18 protein-coding genes are annotated in these 21,424 nt (G+C 63.4%); 7 read left to right on the plus strand and 11 right to left on the minus strand.

All coding sequences use genetic code 11. The annotated features are described in order from the left end of the window. Nucleotides 1-9: 9 nt before the first annotated feature. The 3 genes from F6X59_RS08270 to F6X59_RS08280 all read right to left on the minus strand — a co-directional run bounded on the left by F6X59_RS08270 (nt 10) and on the right by F6X59_RS08280 (nt 3,198). Complete coding sequence (locus tag F6X59_RS08270; RefSeq protein WP_152955810.1) at nt 10-1,221, minus strand: NarK/NasA family nitrate transporter; 1,212 nt, start codon at nt 1,219-1,221, stop codon at nt 10-12. Between the two features lie 187 nt (nt 1,222-1,408). After that, nucleotides 1,409-1,984, minus strand: coding sequence for an ANTAR domain-containing response regulator (locus tag F6X59_RS08275; protein WP_152955811.1), 576 nt, complete (start codon nt 1,982-1,984; stop codon nt 1,409-1,411). An 11-nt stretch (nt 1,985-1,995) separates the two neighbouring features. After that, nucleotides 1,996-3,198 carry a CmpA/NrtA family ABC transporter substrate-binding protein gene (locus F6X59_RS08280; RefSeq protein WP_372240330.1) on the minus strand — a complete coding sequence of 401 codons (1,203 nt, stop codon included), beginning with the start codon at nt 3,196-3,198 and terminating at the stop codon, nt 1,996-1,998. Between the two features lie 127 nt (nt 3,199-3,325). Here F6X59_RS08280 and F6X59_RS08285 point away from each other — a divergent pair, with 127 nt between their 5' ends. Further along, nucleotides 3,326-4,351 carry a quinone-dependent dihydroorotate dehydrogenase gene (locus F6X59_RS08285; protein WP_152955813.1) on the plus strand — a complete coding sequence of 342 codons (1,026 nt, stop codon included), beginning with the start codon at nt 3,326-3,328 and terminating at the stop codon, nt 4,349-4,351. Between the two features lie 96 nt (nt 4,352-4,447). Here the strand turns inward: F6X59_RS08285 and rmf are convergent, their stop codons facing one another. Continuing rightward, nucleotides 4,448-4,663 carry a ribosome modulation factor gene (gene rmf, locus F6X59_RS08290; protein ID WP_079227119.1) on the minus strand — a complete coding sequence of 72 codons (216 nt, stop codon included), beginning with the start codon at nt 4,661-4,663 and terminating at the stop codon, nt 4,448-4,450. Nucleotides 4,664-5,225: 562 nt separating this feature from the next. Between rmf and rlmKL the strand changes: the two genes are divergently transcribed. After that, nucleotides 5,226-7,418, plus strand: a complete 2,193-nt coding sequence (rlmKL, locus tag F6X59_RS08295; RefSeq protein ID WP_152955814.1) for a bifunctional 23S rRNA (guanine(2069)-N(7))-methyltransferase RlmK/23S rRNA (guanine(2445)-N(2))-methyltransferase RlmL — start codon at nt 5,226-5,228, stop codon at nt 7,416-7,418. 94 nt (nt 7,419-7,512) lie between these two features. Beyond that, on the plus strand, nt 7,513-9,906 hold the full coding sequence (locus F6X59_RS08300; protein WP_152955815.1) for a diguanylate cyclase: 2,394 nt from the start codon (nt 7,513-7,515) through the stop codon (nt 9,904-9,906). Nucleotides 9,907-9,966: 60 nt separating this feature from the next. On the opposite strand, the gene dacB is transcribed toward F6X59_RS08300, so the two are convergent. Continuing rightward, entirely contained in the window at nt 9,967-11,430 is a 1,464-nt protein-coding gene (dacB, locus tag F6X59_RS08305; protein WP_152955816.1) for a D-alanyl-D-alanine carboxypeptidase/D-alanyl-D-alanine-endopeptidase, read from the minus strand. A 187-nt stretch (nt 11,431-11,617) separates the two neighbouring features. Between dacB and F6X59_RS08310 the strand changes: the two genes are divergently transcribed. Next, nucleotides 11,618-11,962: a YggL family protein gene (locus F6X59_RS08310; RefSeq protein WP_027919421.1), complete on the plus strand. Its 345-nt coding sequence runs from the start codon at nt 11,618-11,620 to the stop codon at nt 11,960-11,962. A gap of 38 nt (nt 11,963-12,000) precedes the next feature. On the opposite strand, the gene F6X59_RS08315 is transcribed toward F6X59_RS08310, so the two are convergent. The 6 genes from F6X59_RS08315 to F6X59_RS08340 form a co-directional block, all read right to left on the minus strand. Further along, nucleotides 12,001-15,600, minus strand: a complete 3,600-nt coding sequence (locus tag F6X59_RS08315) for a transporter substrate-binding domain-containing protein (RefSeq protein WP_152955817.1) — start codon at nt 15,598-15,600, stop codon at nt 12,001-12,003. Between the two features lie 8 nt (nt 15,601-15,608). Then, the gene (locus F6X59_RS08320) at nt 15,609-16,229 is read right to left on the minus strand and encodes a response regulator transcription factor (protein ID WP_152955818.1); all 621 of its coding nucleotides are present in this window, start codon (nt 16,227-16,229) and stop codon (nt 15,609-15,611) included. A gap of 280 nt (nt 16,230-16,509) precedes the next feature. Next, nucleotides 16,510-17,841: a deoxyguanosinetriphosphate triphosphohydrolase gene (locus F6X59_RS08325; RefSeq protein ID WP_152955819.1), complete on the minus strand. Its 1,332-nt coding sequence runs from the start codon at nt 17,839-17,841 to the stop codon at nt 16,510-16,512. Nucleotides 17,842-17,943: 102 nt separating this feature from the next. Continuing rightward, complete coding sequence (locus F6X59_RS08330; RefSeq protein ID WP_152955820.1) at nt 17,944-18,273, minus strand: hypothetical protein; 330 nt, start codon at nt 18,271-18,273, stop codon at nt 17,944-17,946. After that, nucleotides 18,270-18,644 (minus strand): phage holin family protein, encoded by a 375-nt coding sequence (locus F6X59_RS08335; protein WP_152955821.1) that lies wholly within the window; start codon nt 18,642-18,644, stop codon nt 18,270-18,272. Before F6X59_RS08335 ends, F6X59_RS08330 begins: the two co-directional genes overlap by 4 nt. Nucleotides 18,645-18,653: 9 nt before the next feature. Then, the gene (locus F6X59_RS08340) at nt 18,654-18,968 is read right to left on the minus strand and encodes a YqjD family protein (protein ID WP_110631147.1); all 315 of its coding nucleotides are present in this window, start codon (nt 18,966-18,968) and stop codon (nt 18,654-18,656) included. Between the two features lie 322 nt (nt 18,969-19,290). On the opposite strand from F6X59_RS08340, the gene F6X59_RS08345 reads away from it, so the two are divergent. The 3 genes from F6X59_RS08345 (at nt 19,291) to F6X59_RS08355 (ending at nt 21,355) form a co-directional block, all read left to right on the plus strand. Continuing rightward, nucleotides 19,291-20,499, plus strand: a complete 1,209-nt coding sequence (locus F6X59_RS08345; protein ID WP_152955822.1) for an ammonium transporter — start codon at nt 19,291-19,293, stop codon at nt 20,497-20,499. Between the two features lie 76 nt (nt 20,500-20,575). Next, nucleotides 20,576-20,815: a glutaredoxin family protein gene (locus F6X59_RS08350; RefSeq protein ID WP_152955823.1), complete on the plus strand. Its 240-nt coding sequence runs from the start codon at nt 20,576-20,578 to the stop codon at nt 20,813-20,815. A 108-nt stretch (nt 20,816-20,923) separates the two neighbouring features. Beyond that, nucleotides 20,924-21,355: a D-Ala-D-Ala carboxypeptidase family metallohydrolase gene (locus F6X59_RS08355; protein ID WP_152955824.1), complete on the plus strand. Its 432-nt coding sequence runs from the start codon at nt 20,924-20,926 to the stop codon at nt 21,353-21,355. Nucleotides 21,356-21,424 lie beyond the last annotated feature (69 nt).

Genomic DNA, 21,424 nt, shown 5'->3' on the forward strand with positions numbered 1-21,424 from the left:
CGTCATGCCTCAGACCCGTGCAGCGGTAACCGCTGCCGAGCCCCAAGTGGTGCGCCAGCGTTGCTTGACCCCGTGCAGGCCGAACCAGGCGAGCAGGCCGAGGCTGGCGAACAGCCACAGGCCCAGCTGATAGTCGCCGGTGTGCTGCTTGATGGCGCCGAGCCCTGCCGCCAGCAGGAAGCCGCCGATGCCACCGGCCATGCCGATCAGCCCGGTCATCACACCGATCTCCTGGCGGAAGCGTTGGGGTACCAGTTGGAACACCGCGCCATTGCCGGCACCGAGGCCGAGCATGGCACTGACGAACAGTGCCAGGGCGGCTGCGGCGCTCGGCAGGTTGAAGCCGACTGCGGCGATGCAGATGGCGGCCACGCTGTACATGCCGAGCAGGGTGCGGATGCCGCCGAAGCGGTCGGCCAGGGCGCCACCCAGCGGGCGCATCAGGCTGCCGGCGAACACGCAGGCGGCGGTGTAGTAGCCAGCGGTGATCGGGCTCAGGGCGTACTGGTCGCTGAAGTAGCCAGGCAGGGCGCTGGCCAGGCCGATGAAGCCGCCGAAGGTGACACTGTAGAAGAACATGAACCACCAGCTGTCACGATCGCCCAGGGCCTTGAGGTAGTCGGCTGCCGCCTTGGGCTTGGGCCGCTGCGGGGCATTGCGGGCAAGCAGGGCGAACAGCGCCAGGGCCAGCAACAGCGGGAGCACGGCAAAGCCGAATACGTTGTTCCAGCCAAACCCGGCGGCCAGCACCGGGGCGAGCAGGGCGGCGAACACCGTACCGGAGTTGCCTGCGCCGGCGATGCCCATGGCCTTGCCCTGGTGTTGTGGCGGATACCACTGCGAGGCGAGCGGCAGCGACACGGCGAACGAGGCGCCGGCCACGCCGAGGAACACACCCAGCAGCAGGGCTTGCTCATAAGTGTGCACACCCAGGTACCAGGCGCAGGCCAAGGCGAGGATGACGATCACCTGGCCGATCAGGCCAGCGGTCTTCGGCGACAGGCGATCGACCAGTACACCCATGATGAAGCGCAGCACTGCACCGGCAAGGATTGGCGTGGCCACCATCAGCCCGCGCTGCTGGGCGCTCAGTTGCAGGTCGGCGGCGATCTGCACTGCCAGCGGGCCAAGCAGGTACCAGACCATGAAGCTCAGGTCGAAATACAGGAACGCGGCGAACAGCGTGGGCACATGCCCGGATTTCCAGAAGCTGGTACTCATCGAACACCTCACTCGGCAATGCAACGGAAACGAAAAAGACGCCGCTACCCGGTCCACTGGCGTGGAGGGGAGAGCGACGTCTTTGTCGGGAGTTTTATGAGGCAACCGCCGTTGGCTACCGGTGGATTATCTTCAGCAAGAGCTGGGCCAACTTTTTGGATCTGGCAGCCCTGTCGATACTGCCGGGCTAGCCGAGCATTTCATGCATGGCGATGATCTGCTCGGCCACCTGGATCAACTTCTGCTGCCGGCTCATGGCCTGCCGGCGCATCAGGGTGTAGGCCTGTTCCTCGTTGCAGTCCTTCATCTTCATCAGCAGCCCCTTGGCCTGCTCGATGCGCTTGCGCTCGGCCAGTTGCTGGTCGCGGGCCAGCAGCAGGGCCTTGAGCGCCTGGTCGCTCTCGAAGCGCGCCATGGCTACATCGAGAATGGGCTGCAGCCGCGCCGCATGGATGCCTTCGACGATGTAAGCGCTGACCCCGGCCTGGATCGCCTGGCGCATCACCGCCGGGTCGTGCTCGTCGGTGAACAGCACGATTGGCCGTGGCTGGTCGCGGCTGACCAGCACCACCTGTTCCATCACGTCACGGTCGGGTGAGTCGGTATCGATCAGCACCACGTCCGGACGCACTGTTTCGACGCAGGCCGGCAAGTCGATGGTCAGGTCTGGGGCCTCGATCACTTCGAACCCGGCTTCGCGCAGTGCGGCCTTGAGACGGCCAAGTTTCTTCTGGGTGTCGTCGATCAGCAGTATGCGCAGCATGGCGAAGGCCCTCACAGACCGATCCGGGCATCGGGCGTATCGCCCAAGGCGTGCAGGCGGAAGCTGCGGGCGTAGGCATACGGATCACTGCCGTCCCAGCGTATGCCGTCGATCAGCAGGCTGCTGCGCATGGCTGACTCGGGGCAGGGCACGCCGAGTGCGCTGGCGGCCTCGCGGTACAGCTGCAACAGCTGCACCTGGCGAGCCACACCGAGGTAGTCGGGGTCGTCGCGCAGCAGGCCCCAGCGGCGGAATTGGGTCATGAACCACATGCCATCCGACAGGTAAGGCAGGTTGGCGCGGCCTTGGTCGTATAGGCGCAGAGCGTGCCGGTCATGCCAGGCATTGCCGAGGCCGTCCTGATAGTCGCCTAGCAGGCGCGGCTCGACGTTTTCCAGCGGTGTGTCGAGGTAGGCACTACCGCTGAGCAGTTGCGCGGTGCTGCGCAGGTTCTCCGGGCTCTGCTCGATGAACCGGCTGGCAGCGAGTACCGCCTTGACCAGTGCGCGTGCGCTATTGGGGTAGTGCTCGACAAAGGCGCGGGTGCTGGCCAGTACCTTCTCCGGGTGGTCGGGCCAGATCGACTGGCTGGTGGCCAGGGTGAAGCCCTGGCCCTGGCTGACGGCGGCAGCCGCCCAAGGCTCGCCCACGCAGAAACCGTCGATGCGCCCGGCCTGGATATGTGCCGCCATCTGGGCCGGCGGCACCACCACGCTGGTGACGTCATGCAACGGGTGGATGCCCTGGCTGGCCAGCCAGTAATACAGCCACATGGCGTGGGTGCCGGTGGGAAAGGTCTGGGCGAAGGTCAGCCGTGCGCCATGCTGGTGCACCCGTTGCGCCAGTGCCTCAGGGCTGGTCACACCCTGGTGCTGCAAAGCCGGCGACAGGTTGATGGCCTGGGCATTCTGGTTCAGCCCCATCAGCACCGCCATGTCGCTGGCCGGAACACCGCCGATGCCCAGGTGCACGGCGTAGACCAGGCCGTACAGGCAATGGGCAGCATCCAGCTCGCCGCTGGCCAGCTTGTCGCGCAGGCCGGCCCAGGAGCCCTGGCGTTTGAGGTTGAGGGTCAGGCCGTGCTGCTGGGCGAAGCCCTGAGTGGCGGCGACTACCACCGAGGCGCAATCGGTCAGGGCCATGTAGCCGATGTTGAGGCTGGGTTTTTCCGGTGCATCGCTGCCGTTTACCCAGGCTAGAGGTGCTGTATTCACGAAGGTCCTCGCCCGTACTGAATAGGCTGTAGGCAAGGGAAGTTGCAACCCATGTGCCAAGCCCCTGTCATGCCGGGCGCGCGCTGGCTATAATCGCTGCCTCACTCACCCCGAGCCTTGCCCGCCCATGTATACCCTGGCCCGCCAGCTGCTGTTCAAGCTTTCCCCGGAAACCTCCCATGACCTGTCCCTGGACCTGATCGGCGCCGGTGGCCGGCTTGGGCTCAACGGTGTGCTGTGCAAGCAGCCGGCCGCGCTGCCGGTGACCGTGATGGGCTTGAACTTCGCCAACCCGGTGGGGCTGGCGGCGGGCCTGGACAAGAACGGCGCGGCCATCGACGGCTTCGCCCAGCTGGGCTTCGGCTTCGTCGAGATCGGCACGGTGACCCCGCGTCCGCAGCCGGGCAACCCCAAGCCACGGTTGTTCCGCCTGCCGCAGGCGACGGCGATCATCAACCGCATGGGCTTCAACAACCTGGGCGTCGATCACCTGCTCGAGCGCGTGCGTGCTTCGCGCTACGACGGCGTGTTGGGCATCAATATCGGCAAGAACTTCGACACCCCGGTCGAGCGTGCGGTCGACGATTACCTGATCTGCCTGAACAAGGTCTATACCGAGGCCAGCTACATCACCGTCAACGTCAGCTCGCCGAACACCCCGGGCCTGCGCAGCCTGCAGTTCGGCGACTCGCTCAAGCAACTGCTCGATGCCTTGGCCGAACGCCGTGAGCAACTGGCCACCGAGCATGGCAAGCGGGTGCCGCTGGCGATCAAGATTGCGCCAGACATGAGCGACGAGGAAACCGCGCTGGTGGCAGCGGCCCTGATGCAATCGGGAATGGATGCGGTGATTGCCACCAACACCACCCTGGGCCGCGAGGGCGTCGAAGGGCTGGAGCATGGTGGCGAGGCCGGTGGCCTGTCGGGTGCGCCGGTGCTGGAGAAGAGCACACACATTGTGAAGGTGCTGGCGGGCGAGCTGGGTGGCAAGCTGCCGATCATCGCCGCCGGAGGCATTACCGAAGGCCGCCATGCGGCAGAGAAGATCGCCGCTGGGGCGAGCCTGGTGCAGATCTACTCGGGCTTCATTTATAAAGGCCCGGCGCTGATTCGTGAAGCGGTGGATGCGATCGCGGCAATGCCCAAGGCCTGAAGGCGGCCATAAAAAAGGGCCCCGTCAAGGGGCCCCTGGGCCGAAGCCCGCCGCCCGGATAGGGCGCGCATGGTAACTCGAATTCAGTGTCCTCGTTCAGCCAACGGCGTGATTTTCGTTGAGTCTATGGATGCCAGCGGTGCCAGTCATTCCGTCCCAGTTATCACCGCGACCTTCGCGCCAGCCGTTGATCCAGGCTTGGCGAACAGAAGGAAGTGTAAAGGGGCAAAGTTCGCGGGATTTGCCGGTGACCCCGTATTGGTAGCCACGTGAATATGCTCTTTCCAACGGATCACGCTTAAGTCTTCTCATAGGGTGTTGCCCTCACTTGTTGACTGTAATGTCCCGTCGGCCTCTCCGAGGCCGGGCAGAGTCTTTCTGCCGGTTTTGCGCTCGCTGCCGGCGTGGCGAGCTGAAGGTGCCGCCTCGTTGCGAAGCGGCCTGAGACCAGTTCTAACGAATGCAGGTCACCCTGTGAATGATCGATTTGTCATAAGCACGTAACCTTTCCAAGGGTGAAGGGATAAGTAAATAAATGCGACTCAACCTTGTTTGGCGTTGAGCCCGCTATGATCAGGGTTTGCCGAACCTTGACGTCATTTCGCCAGCGTTGCGACGAGATGGCAGAAATATCTGGTAATGCGACGAAGGGTCACACGGGCTCTGAAGTCGACGGAAATTATTGGTACTGCCTGATGATCTAAGCTGTTTTTGCCACCTGGTGAGCGGCAGATCGATCAGGCGGCCCGGCCCCCGGCTGCGATGACGCAGTCGGGAAGGCCACTCGGACGCTTGCTGGAAGGGCGTTCGGGCAAACATCGGCAAGGCGATGCGTCGCCTCGTCACTTACATAGCCCAAGGCGCTGGAAAACTCATGTCGGACCGTTTCGAACTCTATCTCACCTGCCCCAAAGGCCTGGAAGGCCTGCTTGCCGAAGAGGCCCGAGGCCTCGGCCTGGATGAAGTGCGTGAGCACACCTCGGCCATTCGCGGCGCCGCCGACATGGAAACCGCCTACCGCCTGTGCCTCTGGTCACGCCTGGCCAACCGCGTGTTGCTGGTGCTCAAGCGCTTTTCGATGAAGAACGCCGACGACCTCTACGATGGCGTGAACGCTGTCGATTGGGCTGACCACCTGGCCGCCGATGGCACCCTGGCCGTGGAATTCAGCGGCCATGGCTCGGGCATCGACAACACCCATTTCGGTGCGCTCAAGGTCAAGGACGCAATCGTCGACAAGCTGCGCAACCGTGAGGGCCTGCGCCCTTCGGTAGAAAAGGTCGACCCGGATGTACGCGTGCACCTGCGCCTGGACCGTGGCGAGGCGATCCTCTCGCTCGACCTGTCAGGCCACAGCCTGCACCAGCGTGGCTACCGCCTGCAGCAAGGCGCCGCGCCGCTGAAGGAAAACCTGGCGGCGGCGGTGCTGATCCGCGCCGGCTGGCCGCGCATTGCCGCCGAAGGCGGCGCCCTGGCCGACCCGATGTGCGGTGTCGGTACCTTCCTGGTGGAGGCGGCGATGATTGCCGCCGACATCGCGCCCAACCTCAAGCGTGAGCGCTGGGGCTTCAGTGCCTGGCTCGGCCATGTGCCGGCCACCTGGCGCAAGGTCCACGAAGAGGGCCTGGCCCGCGCGCAAGCGGGCCTTGCCAAGCCGCCACTGTGGATTCGCGGTTATGAGGCCGACCCACGGCTGATCCAGCCGGGGCGCAACAACGTCGAGCGTGCTGGCCTGGGCGACTGGGTGAAGATCTACCAGGGCGAAGTCAGCACCTTCGAGCCACGCCCGGACCAGAACCAGAAAGGCCTGGTCATCAGCAACCCGCCATACGGTGAGCGCCTGGGTGACGAGGCCAGCCTGTTGTACCTCTACCAGAACTTTGGCGAGCGCCTGCGCCAGGCCTGCATGGGCTGGGAAGCGGCGGTGTTCACTGGCGCACCGGAGCTGGGCAAGCGCATGGGCATCCGCAGCCACAAGCAATATGCCTTCTGGAACGGCGCCTTGCCGTGCAAGCTGCTGCTGTTCAAGGTCCAGCCTGACCAGTTCGTCACCGGCGAGCGCCGCGAGGCCCAGGCCGACAATGGCGAGACGCGTCGCCCAGCGGCGGTTGCCAGCGAGCCGGCACGCCTGTCGGAAGGCGCGCAGATGTTCGCCAACCGCCTGCAGAAGAACCTCAAGCAGCTTGGCAAGTGGGCCCGCCGCGAGCAGGTCGACTGCTACCGCCTGTACGATGCCGACATGCCTGAGTATGCCCTGGCAGTCGACCTCTACCAGGACTGGGTGCACGTGCAGGAATACGCCGCCCCGCGCTCCATCGACCCGGACAAGGCCCAGGCACGCCTGCTCGATGCCCTGGCGGCAATCCCCCAGGCACTGAACATCGACCCGCAGCGCGTGGTGCTCAAGCGCCGCGAGCGCCAGAGCGGCACCCGCCAGTACGAGCGCCAGGCCACCGAAGGTCGCTTCCAGGAAGTGAACGAAGGCGGCGTCAAGCTGCTGGTCAACCTTACCGACTACCTCGATACCGGGCTGTTCCTCGACCACCGCCCGATGCGCATGCGCATCCAGCGCGAGGCCAACGGCAAACGCTTCCTCAACCTGTTCTGCTACACCGCCACGGCTACCGTGCACGCGGCCAAGGGCGGTGCCCGCAGCACCACCAGCGTCGACCTGTCGAAAACCTACCTGGACTGGGCACGGCGCAACCTGTCGTTGAACGGCTTCTCCGAGCGTAACCGCCTGGAGCAGGGCGATGTCATGGCCTGGCTGGAGGCCAACCGCGACAGTTACGACCTGATCTTCATCGACCCGCCGACCTTCTCCAACTCCAAACGCATGGAAGGGGTGTTCGACGTCCAGCGCGACCATGTGCAACTGCTCGACCTGGCCATGGCCCGCCTGGCGCCCGGTGGCGTGCTGTATTTCTCCAACAACTTCCGCAAGTTCCGGCTCGATGAGCATGTGAGCACGCGCTATGCGGTGGAGGAGATCAGCGCCCAGACCCTGGACCCGGACTTCGCCCGCAACAACCGCATCCACCGCGCCTGGCGCCTGCAGTTGCGTTAATTCGACGAGGCGCATTGCGCGCCTAATGGCCAATAGCTATAACTCAGCACAGGGCCAGAAGATTCGCAGGACGCTGACGTGATGAGATCGATCTATGTCGAAGTGGGGCGTGCGTGCGAAGGTGCTGGGCCTGTGCAGCGAGGCGATGGCTGCCTGGGCGGTGGCGCTGGTCGCGTTGGTGGCCGGCGTCCTGCTGTCGGCGGGCCTGGCGCTGGCCGCGCAGGCGTTCTACAAGCAGCAGTTGCGTCAGCGCTTCGAGCTGCTGGCCAGCGAGCGCCATAGCCGCATCGCCGAGCGCTTCGACGACCAGGAGCAACGCCTGGATGGTTTGCGGCGCTTCTTCACCTACTCCAGCGAAATCACCCCGAGCGAGTTCAATGGCTATGCCCGGCCCTTGCTGCAGCGGACCCAGGCCTATTCCTGGGCGCCGCGGGTCGAGGCCGCGCAGCGGCGCGAGTTCGAGCGCCAGGCCAGTGCCTGGCTGGGGCAGGATTACCAGATCCGCGAGGAGGACGGCGCCGGTAACTGGCACCCTTCGCCACAGCGCGCCTATTACTACCCCGTGCTCTATACCCAGGCCGGCGATATGCAGGGGCAACCCTACGGGCTCGACCTGCGCAGCCAGCCGGCCCGCGAGCAGACCTTGGCCCGGGCACTGCAGCCAGGCAGCATGGCGGTTTCCGAACCGCTGGACATGCTCAACGTCGCCCCCGACTTCAGCCGCGGGCTGCTCATGGTCGCACCGGTGTTCTCCGATGCACGGCCGAATGACCCGCCAGCGGGTTATGTCATGGCCTTGCTGAACATGCGCCAGTTGGTCACTGAAGGCCTGCCTGTCGTTGCGGATGACAACCTGGTGGTGCGCATCATCGACCCGAGCGGGCGCGATGGCCATGAAGTGCTGTTTGATTCGCAGAACCCGGTGGCGGCACTGGCCTTGGTCAGCACCCAGTTGCTGCGCCTTGCCGACCACCACTTCCAGCTCGACATTCGCCCTAGCCAGGCATTCCTGCAGGCCAACCAGTCCACCGCCGCCTTGGCTGTGGGGTTGCTCGGCGGCTTGCTGAGCCTGTTGCTGAGCACGTTGCTGTACAACCTGTTCAGCCAGCGCCAGCGAGCCTTGACCCTGGTCGAGCAGCGCACGGCGCAACTGCGGGTCAGCGAGCAATCGTTGCGTGAGACCCACAACCAGTTGCGCAGCGTACTGGATGCCGCGACCCAGGTGGCGATCATCGCGACCAGCCTCAAGGGCGAGGTCAGCACCTTCAACGCCGGTGCCGAACGCATGCTCGGCTATTCGGCCAGTGAAGCCATCGGGCACCTGCAGCTGGAAGATCTGGTGATGCCTGAAGAGCTCAGCCAGCGCGCCCATGCCTTGAGCCTGCGCTATGGGCGGCATATCGCTGGAGGCCAGGCGATGTTCGCCGAGACCATTCAGGAAAGTGGCGGCGAGCCGGGCGAGTGGACCCTGGTGCGCAAGGATGGCAGCCATTTGCTGGCCAACATGCTGGTCACTGCCGTGCTCGATGAGCAGGGGCTCTGGGTCGGCTACCTGGCGATCTGCATCGATGTGACCGAGCGGCGCCGGGTGCACGAGGCCCTGGCCCTGCGTGATCGCTTGCTGGAGAAGCTCAGCGCGGAAGTGCCGGGCGGGATCTATCAATACCGTCTGGACGCCGATGGCCACTCGTGCTTCCCCTATGCCAGCCAGGGGCTGTTCGACATCTACGAGGTCGACCTGCAGTTGCTGCGCGAGGATGCCTCGGTGGTATTCGAGCGCATTCATCCTGATGACCTGGAGCGGGTGCGCCGTTCGGTGCGTTATTCCGCCGAACACCTTTCACCGTGGCGCGAAGAGTACCGGGTGCGCCTGCCGCGTGCCGGGTTGCGTTGGGTGCGCGGCGAGGCAACGCCGGAGGTCGGCGAAAACGGCTGCACGCTGTGGCATGGCTATCTGACCGATATCTCCGACCTCAAAGGGGTGGAGGAAGAGCTGCGAGCGCTGTCGGTGACCGATGCGCTGACCGGCATTCATAACCGCCGCTATTTTCAGGAACGACTTAAGGTCGAACTGGATCGCGCCCAGCGTGATGAGCTAGACCTGGCCGTGATCATGCTCGACATCGACCATTTCAAACGGATCAACGATCAGTACGGTCATGCCGTGGGTGACCATGTGCTGCGCTGTTTGTGCCAACGGATTGGTCAGCGCTTGCGCCGCACCGATGTGTTCTGCCGGTTGGGTGGGGAGGAGTTCATGGTGCTGTGCCCGGGCAGCAATGCCGAGCAGGCGCGGATGCTGGCCATGGAATTGTGGCAAGGGGTGCGCAGCGTGCCGGTCGATGGGGTGGGCAAAGTGACTGCGAGCTTTGGCGTGGCCGGGTGGCGGTTGGGGGAGGGGGCGGATGCCTTGTTGCTGAGGGCGGACGCGGGGGTGTATGCAGCCAAGCAGGCAGGCCGGGACCGGGTTGAGGCAGAACTGACCTGAAGCCTGTACCGGTCGCTGCGCGGGAAGCCCGCGAAGAGACCGGTACAGGCTATCGAAGCATCAAGGCGCTGCAGCCGTCGCGCTGTTGTTCAGCTTCGGCTGGCGATACAGGTCCAGCAGCACCTGATCAAGCACCTGCGAGGCACCCCACGGCTTCGGATCATTGAGGATCGCCGCCACCGCCCAGGTATTGCCGTTGCTGTCGCGGCTGAAGCCGGCAATCGCCCGCACGGTGTTCAGGGTGCCGGTCTTGATGTGCCCTTCGCCGGTCATGGCGGTGCGCTTCAGGCGTTTGCGCATGGTGCCGTCCATGCCCACCAGTGGCATCGAGCTCATGAACTCGGCGGCATACGGGCTGTTCCACGCCGCCTGCAGCAGCGCTGCCATCTCGCGGGTGCTGACCCGCTCGGCGCGTGACAGCCCTGAGCCGTTTTCCATTACCAGGTGCGGCGCGGTGATGCCCTTCTTCGCCAGCCACTGGCGCACCACGCGCTGGGCGGCACGGGCGTCGTCACCATCGGCGTCGGTACGGAACTGCGCACCCAGGCTCAGGAACAGCTGCTGGGCCATGGTGTTGTTGCTGTACTTGTTGATGTCGCGGATGACTTCCACCAGGTCGGGCGAGAAGGCCCGGGCCAGCAGGCGAGCGCTTTTCGGTACGTTCTCGATGCGGTCACGGCCCTGGATGCTGCCACCCAGCTCGTTCCAGATGGCCCGTACGGCGCCGGCAGCGTAGGTCGGGTGGTCGAGCAACGACAGGTAGGTCTGCGAGTTGCAGCCATCGCCCAACTGGCCGGTGACGGTCACGCTGATGCCGTCGGCTTGCTGCACCGGGTTGTAGCGCACGTCGCCGCTGCACTGCTTGGAGGCCACGGCCTTGACCTGGTTGTCGATGTGGATGCTGGCGATCGGTGGCTCGACCGCGACGGTGACCTTGCCGCCGTCGTTGCGGGTAACGAAGCGCAGGGCCTTGAGGTTGATCATCAGCGAGTCGGGCTTGACCAGGAACGGCTTGTTGACGTCGCCGCCGTCATCGTCGAACTGCGGTAGGTTGGGCTGCACGAAGTGGCTGCGGTCCAGCACCAGGTCGCCGGTAACGGTGCGTACGCCATTGGCGCGCAGGTCACGCATCAATAGCCAGAGCTTTTCCATGTTCAGCTTGGGGTCGCCGCCGCCCTTGAGGTACAGGTTGCCATTGAGCACACCGTTGCTCAGGGTGCCATCGGTGTAGAACTCGGTTTTCCACTGGAAGGTCGGGCCGAGCAGTTCGAGGGCGGCGTAGGTGGTGACCAGCTTCATGGTCGAGGCCGGGTTGACCGATACATCGGCGTTGAACACGGTGGCCGAGCCTGGGCCGTTGAGCGGCAGCATGACCAGCGACAGTGCACTGTCCTGCAGCTTGTTGGCCTTGAGCGCCTGCTGGACTTTCGGCGGCAGGGAGGTATTGACGGCAGCTGCGTGGCTGGGCAAAGCAAGCGGCAGCAGCAGGCCGGCGAGAACGAGGGGGCGGAGCTTTTTGATCATATGGATTAAATACCCTACGGACGAGGGGAAAAGACAATGGGGCTGTAAGAGATGATCACCCCAGGGTGAAATATAGAGCGCATTATGCCCCAAGCGCAGCGTTCATGCGCCACGTTCGACGGAAAAGCGCCTTTATAGCGCGGAAACTGGTAAAGTGCCGCGCGTTAATACTCAAGAGGATTGTTTCATGGCTACCAACCGTTCCCGTCGTCTGCGCAAGAAGCTGTGCGTTGATGAATTCCAGGAGCTGGGTTTCGAACTGAACCTGGGTTTCAAGGAAGACCTGTCCGACGAAGCCATCGATGCCTTCCTCGACGCGTTCCTGGCAGAAGCCATGGATGCCAACGGCCTGGACTACGTCGGCGGCGATGACTTCGGTCTGGTTTGCCTGGCCAACCGTGGTTCGGTCAGCGAAGAGCAGCGTGCCACTGTTGAAGCCTGGCTCAAGGGCCGCAGCGAACTGACCACCATCGAAGTCAGCCCGCTGCTGGACGCATGGTATCCGGAAAAGCCGATCAACCCGGCTTCCTGATCTGTGCTTGAGCGGCGCCCTGCGCGGGCGTCGCTCAGTCAAGCCTGGGTCAATTCGCTGGCCAGCGCTTTCTCCACTCGGCGCATATGCCGAGCCAGTACCTGCCGCTGCAGTTTGATGCAGGCTGCAGGCGACGTTGCTACCTCCAGGGCCTCGCAGGCCTTCATCATGCCCTTCGCTTCCAGCAGCCGTGCCGCGCTGAGGATCTTGTGCGCCTGCTCGCGAATCTCGGCGGCCTGATGCTGGGGATCAAGGCTCATGAGCAATGCCAGGTCTTCCTGCAGGCTTGTGTGCACGGCGGTGAGAAAACGGGTGCGGCTGCTGGCATTGTTGCCGACGATGCCGGCCAGGCCCGCCAGGCTGAACGGTGGGGCATTGGCTTGCCGTCGCCGGGGTGCGATCTTGGCCAGGCATTGGCTGAGGGTGCGCAGGCTGATGGGCTTGAGCAGGCAATCGTCCATGCCGGCGCTGAGGCACTTTTGCCTGACTTCAGGTTGCGCGTTCGCTGTGTAGCCCAGGATGACGCACCGCGGGCGCCCGCGCTTGCGTTCCTCGCTGCGTACGGCAGTGGCTAGCTGGTAGCCGTTCATGTGCGGCATGTTGCAATCGAGCACCAGAACGTCGAACGGCGCTTGCCGCCATTTTTCCAGGCCTTCGCGGCCATTGCTGGCGCTGGCATGGTTGAGCCCCAGGTAGCCCAGTTGTTGAGCCATCAACATCAGGTTGGCAGGGTGATCGTCGATGACCAGCACCTTCAGGTCGGGGGCAGGGGCCTCGAGTTCTTCAACTTCCGGTACCGGGGACGCCGGGGCATCGACGCGCTCCAGCGGCATCATCAGGCGAACCTGTGTGCCCAACCCCGGCAGACTCTTGATGCTCAGGTTTCCACCCATCATCTCGCTCAGGCTGCGGCAGATGGCCAAGCCCAACCCGGTGCCTGCACGTGCACCCTCGCTGTGCAGGTTGGCCTGGACGAACGGGTTGAACAGCCGCTGCAGGTCATCTTCATGAATGCCCATGCCACTGTCACGCACCTCGAGCTCCAGCGTAGGGGGGATGCCAGGGCCTTCCTCGCGCAAGCCGAGCGTGACGTGGACCTGCCCTTGCTCGGTGAACTTGATGGCATTGCTGACAAGGTTGGACAAGATCTGTTTGAAGCGCAGTGGATCGAGCATTCCATGGCCGCGGGCACTGGGGCTGATACTGATGTCCAGGGCCAGGCCCTTCTGCCGGGCCTGGCCATCGAACACGCGGCCAACCGCCTCGACCAGTGCTGCGGGATCGACCGCTTCCGGGCTGAGGGACAGGTGGCCTGACTCGATACGCACGATATCCAGAATATCGCCGATCAGGCCAAGCAGGTCCCTGGCCGAGTGATGGGCGACCTCCAGTGAGGTGGGGTCCACCTGCCCCTGCAGGGCACGCCTCAACGCCAGTTCGAGCATGCCGATGACCGCGTTCATCGGTGTGCGGATCTCGTGGCTGATGGTGGCGAGGAAGGTGCTCTTGGCGCGGTTGGCGTCGTCGGCCAGGCGCTTGGCATCGCGCAATTCCTGAACCAGCTTGCGGCGCTCGCTGATGTCGATCCAGCCGCCGATGATCCCTTGCACTTCACCCAGCGAATCACGATAGGGCAGGATCCAGTGGTAGAGGGTGATTTCCCGACCCCTGACGCGCAAAGGACGGTCGATGATCAGCGGCATGCCGGCAGCCATCACCTGTTGGTAGTCGGCCTGGATCTGGCGCGTGTGCTCGGCGTCGGCGAACAGGCTCTCGTCCAGGCGCTTGCCAATCACGTCTTCAAGGCGGGACTGGACGGCTTCCAGGTAGCTGGCGTTGCAGCTTTGCAAGTGGCCTTCCCGGTCGCGCACGTACATCGGGTGCGGGGTGCCGTTGAGCAGCGCTTCCATGAACTTCAGCTGATCGCTCAGCGCGCGCTCGGCGCTTTGGCGCTGTTTGATCTGCCCCCGCAGGCGGGCGTTCCAGATCAGCGCCAGCAACAGTAACACGCCGGTGCCCAGCAGCACCTGCAGGATCAGGCGGCGCAAGGCTCGCCAGCTGGCATCTTCATGCAGATCGTAGCCGCGCCAACGGTTGTTGATGACCCCCAGCTCTTCCGGCGAAATACTCAGCAGGGCCTTGTCGAGGATCGAGGCAAGTGGCATGTCCTGTTCGCGGGTGGCCATGGCGAAGATCGCCGGCTCGCTGCCTACCGTGTTGCGAATGATCAGGTCGGTATTGCCGGCCAAGGCGTGGTTGGCATCGATCAAGGGGGTGATCATCGCGTCAACGGCGCCACTGTTGAGCAGCGCGACGGAAAAATAGGGGCTTTCGGTCTCGATCCAGCCAACCTGCGGGTAGCGGGTTGCCAGCAAGTCGTCCAGATTGCTGTAACGGGAGATGGCAACGCGGTGCCCGTTCAGTTGCATCAGTGAACCGTACTGTTCATCTGCGGCGCGGGTAACCAGCACATGTGGGCTTTCGAGGTAGGGGCGGCTCAGGTGCAGGTGTTTGTTGGTGGTACCGTCGCTGGCAAGTGCGGCGATCATGTTCACGTGGCCGGTTTCCAGCCGGGCGAGCATGTCGGCGATGCCATTGGCCCGCTGTACCTCAAAGCGCAGGCCGGTACGCAGGCGTATCAGGTCAAGCAGGTCGGCGGTTATCCCGCGAAAATGGCCATTGCCGTCGAAATAGGACAGGGGAGCCGCCGTTTCGTCGACGGCGACCTGCATCATCGGATGGCTGGCCAGCCACTGCTCCTCCTCGGGTGTCAGCCGCAGCTGACGATCACTCAGCAGCAGGTCACTGCCAGCACTCCAGCGCTTGAGGATGCTGGTGCGCACGGCGCCCGACTGGCGGTCGAGGGTTGCATTGACCAGCTCCTTGAGCTGCACGTCCTCGGCGCGCATGGCAAAACTGAAGCCGAAGTGCTCGTGCTGGCCGAAACTGGCCATGCGCAGGCGTGGCAGGTGCCCGCGATTGAGCTGGTAGTGGGTCGAAATGGTGTCGCCGATGAACACGTCGGCCTGGCCAAAAGCCACGGCGTTGAGGGCCTGGGTGGAGGAGCCGAAAACCAGTACTTCGGCGTTGGGGTAGGCGGCATGGACTTCCTCCTGGGGCAGGTAGTGGTAGAGCATGCCCAGGCGCATGCCATTCAGGCCGCCATTGAGGGCGCGCGGTTCATCCTCCCGCGTGACCAGCACAGGCTGGTCAACGGCATAAGGGTGTGAAAGCGTCAGCCCTTCGGTTGCCGCTTCGTATCCATTGGCGCTGCCGAGCAGGTCGATGTCGCCACGCTTGAGCGCCTGCAGCGCCGCCTGCCTGTGGGGGTAGCGCATGACCTGAATCGGCAGGTTCAGTGCCCTGCCGATCAGGTTGGCATATTCGGCGGTGAGGCCTTGGTAGATCTGCCCGCCACTGGTGATGTCGAAGGGCGGGTAGTCGGGCGCCGAGGTGCCCAGGACCAGGGCATGACGGCCCTGCACCCATTGCCGTTGCTGTTCCGTCAGTTGCGGGTGCAGCGGCATCGTCGCAGAGCGAGCCAGCAGGGTGTAGGGCACCACTTCATGGGATGAGGCCTGCGCCAGGTCGCAGGCCAATGCCAGGACTAGCGCCAGGCAGGCGATCAATTGCACCATCGAAAACCTCAGACCAGGGCGTTGCGTTTGGCCATTTCAATCAGGTCGACCAACGTATCGACCTGTAGTTTCTGCATGAGCCGCTTCTTGTAGGTACTGACGGTCTTGTTGCTGAGGAACATGCCTTTGGCGATCTGCTGGTTACTGCGGCCTTGGGCGAAAAGTTGCAGAACCATAAGTTCGCGATCGTTAACGAGTCGGAAAAGTCGCAAATCGGAGTCCGCTGTTTCGTGATTGCTATGGATCGCCTGACTGGGGAAGTAATTGTATCCGGCGAGTACGGCCTTGATTGCGCTGAGCAGTTCGCTCAGGTCCTCCTCCTTGCAGACATAACCTGCTGCGCCCGAGTGCATGCAGCGCACGGCGAACAGCGCCGGAGACTGTGCAGTGAGGATCAGGACTTTCAGCGGCAGGGCCATGGCCTGGAAGCGCGAAAGGACCTCAAGGCCGTCGAGCTTGGGGATGCTGATGTCCAGAATGACCAGCTCAGGCTGGGTTTCACGAATCAACTGCATGGCTTCCACGCCGTTGTCCGATTCGCCCACGACCTTGTAGTTCTGGTTTTCAAGCAACATGCGGACAGCCAGGCGGATGACAGGATGGTCATCGACAATAAATACAGTATTCATGTTCAGGTTTCCTGCGGCGGATGACGGAGGCAGGAGGCACCTTACCCCAGTTACAAGTCGGCAGGGATACGTAGCAGGGAGATTCGCTATATATGGGAAACGGCTTACAGCTGAGTACAAATTTGGCTACGAAGTGTAAGAGCATGCTTCGTTGTCAAAGCTGTTTTGGTAACTTTTTATCAGCTTGTTTAGTTGGCGTTTAATGAGCAGGTGTTGTTTGTAGGAAGTTTCCTAAGGTCAAGCGTCGCTCGGTATTGCACCGGGCGACGCTGCCGTGTCTTCAGGTCGGGCTTGAGCGCCCGGTCATTTCCCGGGCCATCTCGCTGGCATAGCTGTCGGTCATGCCGGCGATGAAATCGATCATCCGCAGGAACGCCTTGTGCAGCGAGTCTTGCGGGGTGGGTGCATTGTTGCCGATCAGATCGAGCACGCGGCGGCTCTTGAACGAAGGGGTACCTCCGCCGTGCTGTTCCAGGGCGGCACCGCAGAACGTGTTGAGGAGGATTTCCAGTGTGGTATAGGCGCCTATCTCATGCAGCGTCTTGCGCTTGTCCTGGAAAATCTTGTTGCGTGCCATGTCCTTGGCCTGCAGTACGCAGCGCTTGGCCGGGCCGTGCATGTGCTCGACCAGGTCACCGCTCAGGCGCCCGCTCAGCAGTGCTTGCTGCTGCTCGACGAAGGCGCGCGCAGCGGCATTGGTCAGATGCTCGATAGCCTTGCCACGCAGGATTGCCAGTTTGCGTCGCCGGGAATCGGCAGGGCCAAGCTGGCGATAGGTTTCCGGCAAATCGTCACCGACCAGGTCGAGCAACAGCGCCTCGACTTCTGCGTAGTCCAGCAGCTCCATTTCCAGGCCGTCTTCCAGGTCGATCAGGGCGTAGCAGATGTCATCTGCCGCCTCCATCAGGTAGACCAGCGGGTGGCGCGCCCAGCGTTGTTCTTCGAGCAGCGGCAGGCCGAGCTTGCGGGCGATCTGTTCGAGCAGCGGCAACTCGCTCTGGTAGCAGCCGAACTTGTGCTTCTTGTACCCGAGGGCATCGGCATGCCGGGCCGTCCAAGGGTACTTGAGGTAGGTGCCAAGAGTGGCGTAGGTGAGCCGGGTGCCGCCATCGAACTGGTGGTATTCGAGTTGGGTGAGCACGCGAAAGCCTTGGGCGTTGCCTTCGAAATTGAGGAAGTCGGCGCGCTCGTCGTCGCTCATGTCGTCCAGCCAGCCACGCCCGGCGGCCTGCTGGAACCAGTGGCGAATGGCATCTTCGCCGGAGTGGCCGAACGGCGGGTTGCCAATGTCGTGGGCCAGGCAGGCCGACTGCACGATCATGCCCAGGTCGCTGGGCTCGCACCACTCGGGCAGGCTGGCGCGCAGTGTTTCGCCCACGCGCATGCCCAGCGAGCGGCCAACGCAGCTGACTTCCAGTGAATGGGTCAGGCGCGTATGGATATGGTCGTTGCTGGAAACGGGATGGACCTGGGTCTTGCGCCCGAGGCGGCGAAAAGCCCCTGAGAAGATGATCCGGTCATGGTCTTTGTGGAAAGGGCTGCGGCCCAGTTCTTCGGCGCTGTAGAGGGCTTTGCCGAGGCGTTCGCGGGTGAGCAGGGTGTGCCAGTCCAAGGCGCGGTCTCCTTCGATCGAAGGGTATAGCTTCCGGTGTCGTGAGCAGGCGTGCAAGGGGCAGATCGAGACCGGCCCTGTGGGATCAGGGCCGGTGAGCGTTCAAGGGCGACGATTGCCCTGCAGGTAGAGGCGCACCAGGGGTAACAGGCTGGTTCCCAGGCGGACCAGGCGGTGCAGGTTACCGCTGCGCACTCCCTTGCCGGTCAGAAAGCCCAACGCCACGACGGCGCCGATGCCCCACAACGGCGCGTGTTTGATACCCAGCCCGTCATGCAGCGAGCTGCCCATGCCGCGCAGGCGCTGCAAGGGTTGCAGCAGCTGCCCGGACTCATGGCGAATCTCCTGGCGGTGCATTTCCATGCGCAGGCGCAGCAACGCTTTGCGCAGTTCCCGTGGGTTACGGGTATTCGGTAGTTCAGGCAGGCTCATGGCAACAGGCGCTCCCGGTCCTTGGCCAGTTCATCGAGGGTCGCACCAAAGGGTGAGGACTCATCGAACACGGCTGCTTTCAGGCGCAGGCCGCAATACAGCGCCGCCGCTCCATAGAAGACGCACAGGCCAATGATGCCAGCCAGGCGATAGCTGTCCCACAGCAGCACCAGCAACAAGCCGGACAAGGCCGTCAGCAGCAGCAGCGCGAACACCAGTGCCAGGCCGGCGAACAGCAGCAGGCTCAGGGTGCGGGCTTTCTGTTCCTGCAGCTCGATGCCGAACAGTTCGATGTGGCTGTGCAGCAGCCCCAGCAGCGCCGCGCCCAGGCGTTTGCCCGAGGCGCTGGTGCCAATGCTGTCATTCTCCATGGGGACTCCTCAGCGCCGATTGGCCAGCAGGCCGATCAACAGGCCGACGCCTGCGGCAATACCAATGGCCTGCCAGGGTTTTTCCTGGACGTACTGTTCGGCGCTGCCAAGGGCTGCCTGGCCGCGCTCACGCACCGAGTCCTGAGTCAGTTGCAAGGTTTCACGGGCTTGGGTCAGGCGATCGTGGATCTGCTCGCGCAGCTCGTCGGCCTGGTCGCCCGCCAGGTTGGCGGTATCGGCCAGCAATCGCTCGGTATCACGAACCAAGGCCTGGAAGTCAGCCATCAATATCTCTTGTGCAGTCTTTGCCGATTTGCTGGCCATGGGGCTCTCCCTATGCAGGTGTGCAGGTGTGTAGGTTATTCGAGTGACCGGGTGTGTGGAAGGTTCACTGGCAGTGCTGGTATGGGCCTTGCTACTGAGATTTGCCACAACGCGGGGCGTAACCCGGGGCGGTGCGCCGAACCAGGGCGTCGATCCTGGCGGATACCGATAAACCTTAACCCAATCCACGACAAACCCAAGAAAAAACCACGCAGGCCGCGCCCGGTTCGGCAAAACAGGGCAAAAGCTGGCACCGATTCGGTGCAGGGATGCAGGTTCTTGAACTGTCCTGGTGCTTTTTTTCAGCAGGTCTGCCTCTTTCATGGAAAACATGCACAGCGCGATGGACTCTCTTGTCCACGGCTCCAACACCCTGTTCATCCTCATGGGCGCCATTCTGGTGCTCGCCATGCACGCCGGCTTCGCTTTTCTCGAAGTGGGCACCGTGCGCCACAAGAACCAGGTCAACGCGCTGTCGAAGATCCTCAGCGATTTCGCCATCTCCGCGCTGGTGTATTTCTTCATCGGCTACTGGATCGCCTATGGCGTGAATTTCCTGCAGCCTGCATCGCAACTGGCTGCCGAGCACGGCTATGCGCTGGTCAAATGCTTCTTCCTGCTGACCTTCGCTGCCGCGATTCCCGCGATCATCTCGGGGGGGATCGCCGAACGTGCGCGCTTCGCACCGCAGCTGTGCGCCACGGCGCTGATCGTGGCGTTCATCTACCCATTCTTCGAAGGTGTGGTGTGGAATGGCAATTTCGGCGTGCAGGCTTGGCTGCAGGCCCGCTTCGGTGCGCCGTTCCATGACTTTGCCGGCTCGGTGGTGGTGCATGCCATGGGCGGCTGGCTGGCGCTGGCGGCGGTGCTGTTGCTGGGCGCGCGGCGGGGGCGCTATCGCGACGGCCGCCTGGTGGCCTTTGCCCCGTCGAGCATTCCGTTCCTGGCGCTGGGCTCGTGGATCCTGATCATCGGCTGGTTCGGCTTCAACGTGATGAGCGCCCAGACGTTGCAGGGTGTCAGCGGCCTGGTGGCGATCAACTCGCTGATGGCCATGGTCGGCGGTACCCTGGCCGCCTTGCTGGCCGGGCGCAACGACCCGGGCTTCCTGCACAACGGGCCGTTGGCCGGGCTGGTGGCAATCTGTGCCGGCTCTGACCTCATGCACCCCATTGGTGCGCTGGTCACCGGGCTGGTGGCCGGGGTGCTGTTCGTCTGGAGTTTCACGGCCGCACAGAACCGCTGGAAGATCGATGATGTGCTCGGTGTCTGGCCACTGCACGGTTTGTGCGGCCTGTGGGGGGGAATCGCTTGTGGTGTGTTTGGTCAGGCAGCGCTGGGGGGGATGGGCGGGGTCAGCCTGATAAGCCAACTGCTGGGCAGCCTGGCGGGCGTGCTGGTCGCACTGGTCGGAGGCTTTGCCGTGTACGGACTGATTCGCCAGGTAAATGGCTTGCGTTTGAGCCATGAACAGGAGTTCCAGGGCGCGGACCTGTCGCTGCACCGCATCGGTGCCACCAGTCAGGATTGAGCAGGGTCAGGTGCAGAGGGGGCAGGACAGACTTAGAATGAGTTTCTTCCTACAGCCAAATCGGGACTTGCCCTCCATGCTGCCTGAATGCCAACTCTTCAGCACCGTCGGGTGCCACTTGTGCGAAGTGGCCGAAGACGTGCTGATGCCCTTCGTTGAACACGGCTTGCTGATCGAGTTGGTCGACATCGCCGATGACCAGGCGTTGTTCGAGCGGTACGGTCTGGTCATTCCGGTGTTGCGGCGCAGCGATACGTCGGCAGAGCTGCATTGGCCATTCGATGCCGAGCAGGTAGTGGCCTTCCTCGCCCAGTGACGGGCAGAGGGAAGGCCTGCCCTCGTGCATCGCCGGCGGGCCAGAAATGATGATGTCGCACCGTTGAATGGTCATCGGTACTTTTGCATTGTCATCGAGAGCCCCGTCATGCTGATCACGCCACATTTCTCCCTGGAAGAACTGATTACTTCGCAAATTGCCGCGAGAGATGGGTTGGATAACACCCCTACGCCTGCAGTCCTGAGTAATTTGCGCCTGCTTTGCCAAGTGCTGGAGCAGGTCCGGGTGTTGTTGGGTTGCCCCATCATCGTCAGCAGCGGATACCGCAGCGCGGCAGTCAATGCGCGCGTCGGCGGGGCGCGAGGCAGCCAGCACGTGCAAGGCCTGGCAGCGGATTTCACGGTGATCGGCGTCGACAACCGGGAAGTGGTCAGGCAGATAAGCAAGAGTGACGTGGCGTTCGACCAGTTGATCCTCGAGTTCGACAGCTGGGTTCACCTGTCGGTGTCAGCCGTCGCGCCGCGCCGCGAAGTGCTGACCATTCGCAAGGGTACGGGCTACCTGCCAGGCTTGCAGTGACGTCCTGGCCGATTGACGCAGCGGTGTCACTCTTCGTATGCTGTATATAAATACAGTATCGAGGTGGAA

Origin of the sequence: Pseudomonas sp. MN1F (genome assembly GCF_009391885.1) — a bacterium.
In the GTDB taxonomy this organism is placed as follows: domain Bacteria; phylum Pseudomonadota; class Gammaproteobacteria; order Pseudomonadales; family Pseudomonadaceae; genus Aquipseudomonas.

Coding starts and splice junctions, on each gene's coding strand:
- F6X59_RS08330 (WP_152955820.1), bottom strand. CDS start 18,273: ATGAGCCTGCCTGAACTACCGAATACCCGTAACCCACGGGAACTGCGC.
- F6X59_RS08335 (WP_152955821.1), bottom strand. CDS start 18,644: ATGGAGAATGACAGCATTGGCACCAGCGCCTCGGGCAAACGCCTGGGC.
- F6X59_RS08340 (WP_110631147.1), bottom strand. CDS start 18,968: ATGGCCAGCAAATCGGCAAAGACTGCACAAGAGATATTGATGGCTGAC.
- F6X59_RS08300 (WP_152955815.1), top strand. CDS start 7,513: ATGTCGAAGTGGGGCGTGCGTGCGAAGGTGCTGGGCCTGTGCAGCGAG.
- rlmKL (WP_152955814.1), top strand. CDS start 5,226: ATGTCGGACCGTTTCGAACTCTATCTCACCTGCCCCAAAGGCCTGGAA.
- F6X59_RS08355 (WP_152955824.1), top strand. CDS start 20,924: ATGCTGATCACGCCACATTTCTCCCTGGAAGAACTGATTACTTCGCAA.
- F6X59_RS08275 (WP_152955811.1), bottom strand. CDS start 1,984: ATGCTGCGCATACTGCTGATCGACGACACCCAGAAGAAACTTGGCCGT.
- F6X59_RS08270 (WP_152955810.1), bottom strand. CDS start 1,221: ATGAGTACCAGCTTCTGGAAATCCGGGCATGTGCCCACGCTGTTCGCC.
- F6X59_RS08285 (WP_152955813.1), top strand. CDS start 3,326: ATGTATACCCTGGCCCGCCAGCTGCTGTTCAAGCTTTCCCCGGAAACC.
- F6X59_RS08345 (WP_152955822.1), top strand. CDS start 19,291: ATGGAAAACATGCACAGCGCGATGGACTCTCTTGTCCACGGCTCCAAC.
- F6X59_RS08315 (WP_152955817.1), bottom strand. CDS start 15,600: ATGGTGCAATTGATCGCCTGCCTGGCGCTAGTCCTGGCATTGGCCTGC.
- F6X59_RS08350 (WP_152955823.1), top strand. CDS start 20,576: ATGCTGCCTGAATGCCAACTCTTCAGCACCGTCGGGTGCCACTTGTGC.
- F6X59_RS08320 (WP_152955818.1), bottom strand. CDS start 16,229: ATGAATACTGTATTTATTGTCGATGACCATCCTGTCATCCGCCTGGCT.
- rmf (WP_079227119.1), bottom strand. CDS start 4,663: ATGAGAAGACTTAAGCGTGATCCGTTGGAAAGAGCATATTCACGTGGC.
- dacB (WP_152955816.1), bottom strand. CDS start 11,430: ATGATCAAAAAGCTCCGCCCCCTCGTTCTCGCCGGCCTGCTGCTGCCG.
- F6X59_RS08310 (WP_027919421.1), top strand. CDS start 11,618: ATGGCTACCAACCGTTCCCGTCGTCTGCGCAAGAAGCTGTGCGTTGAT.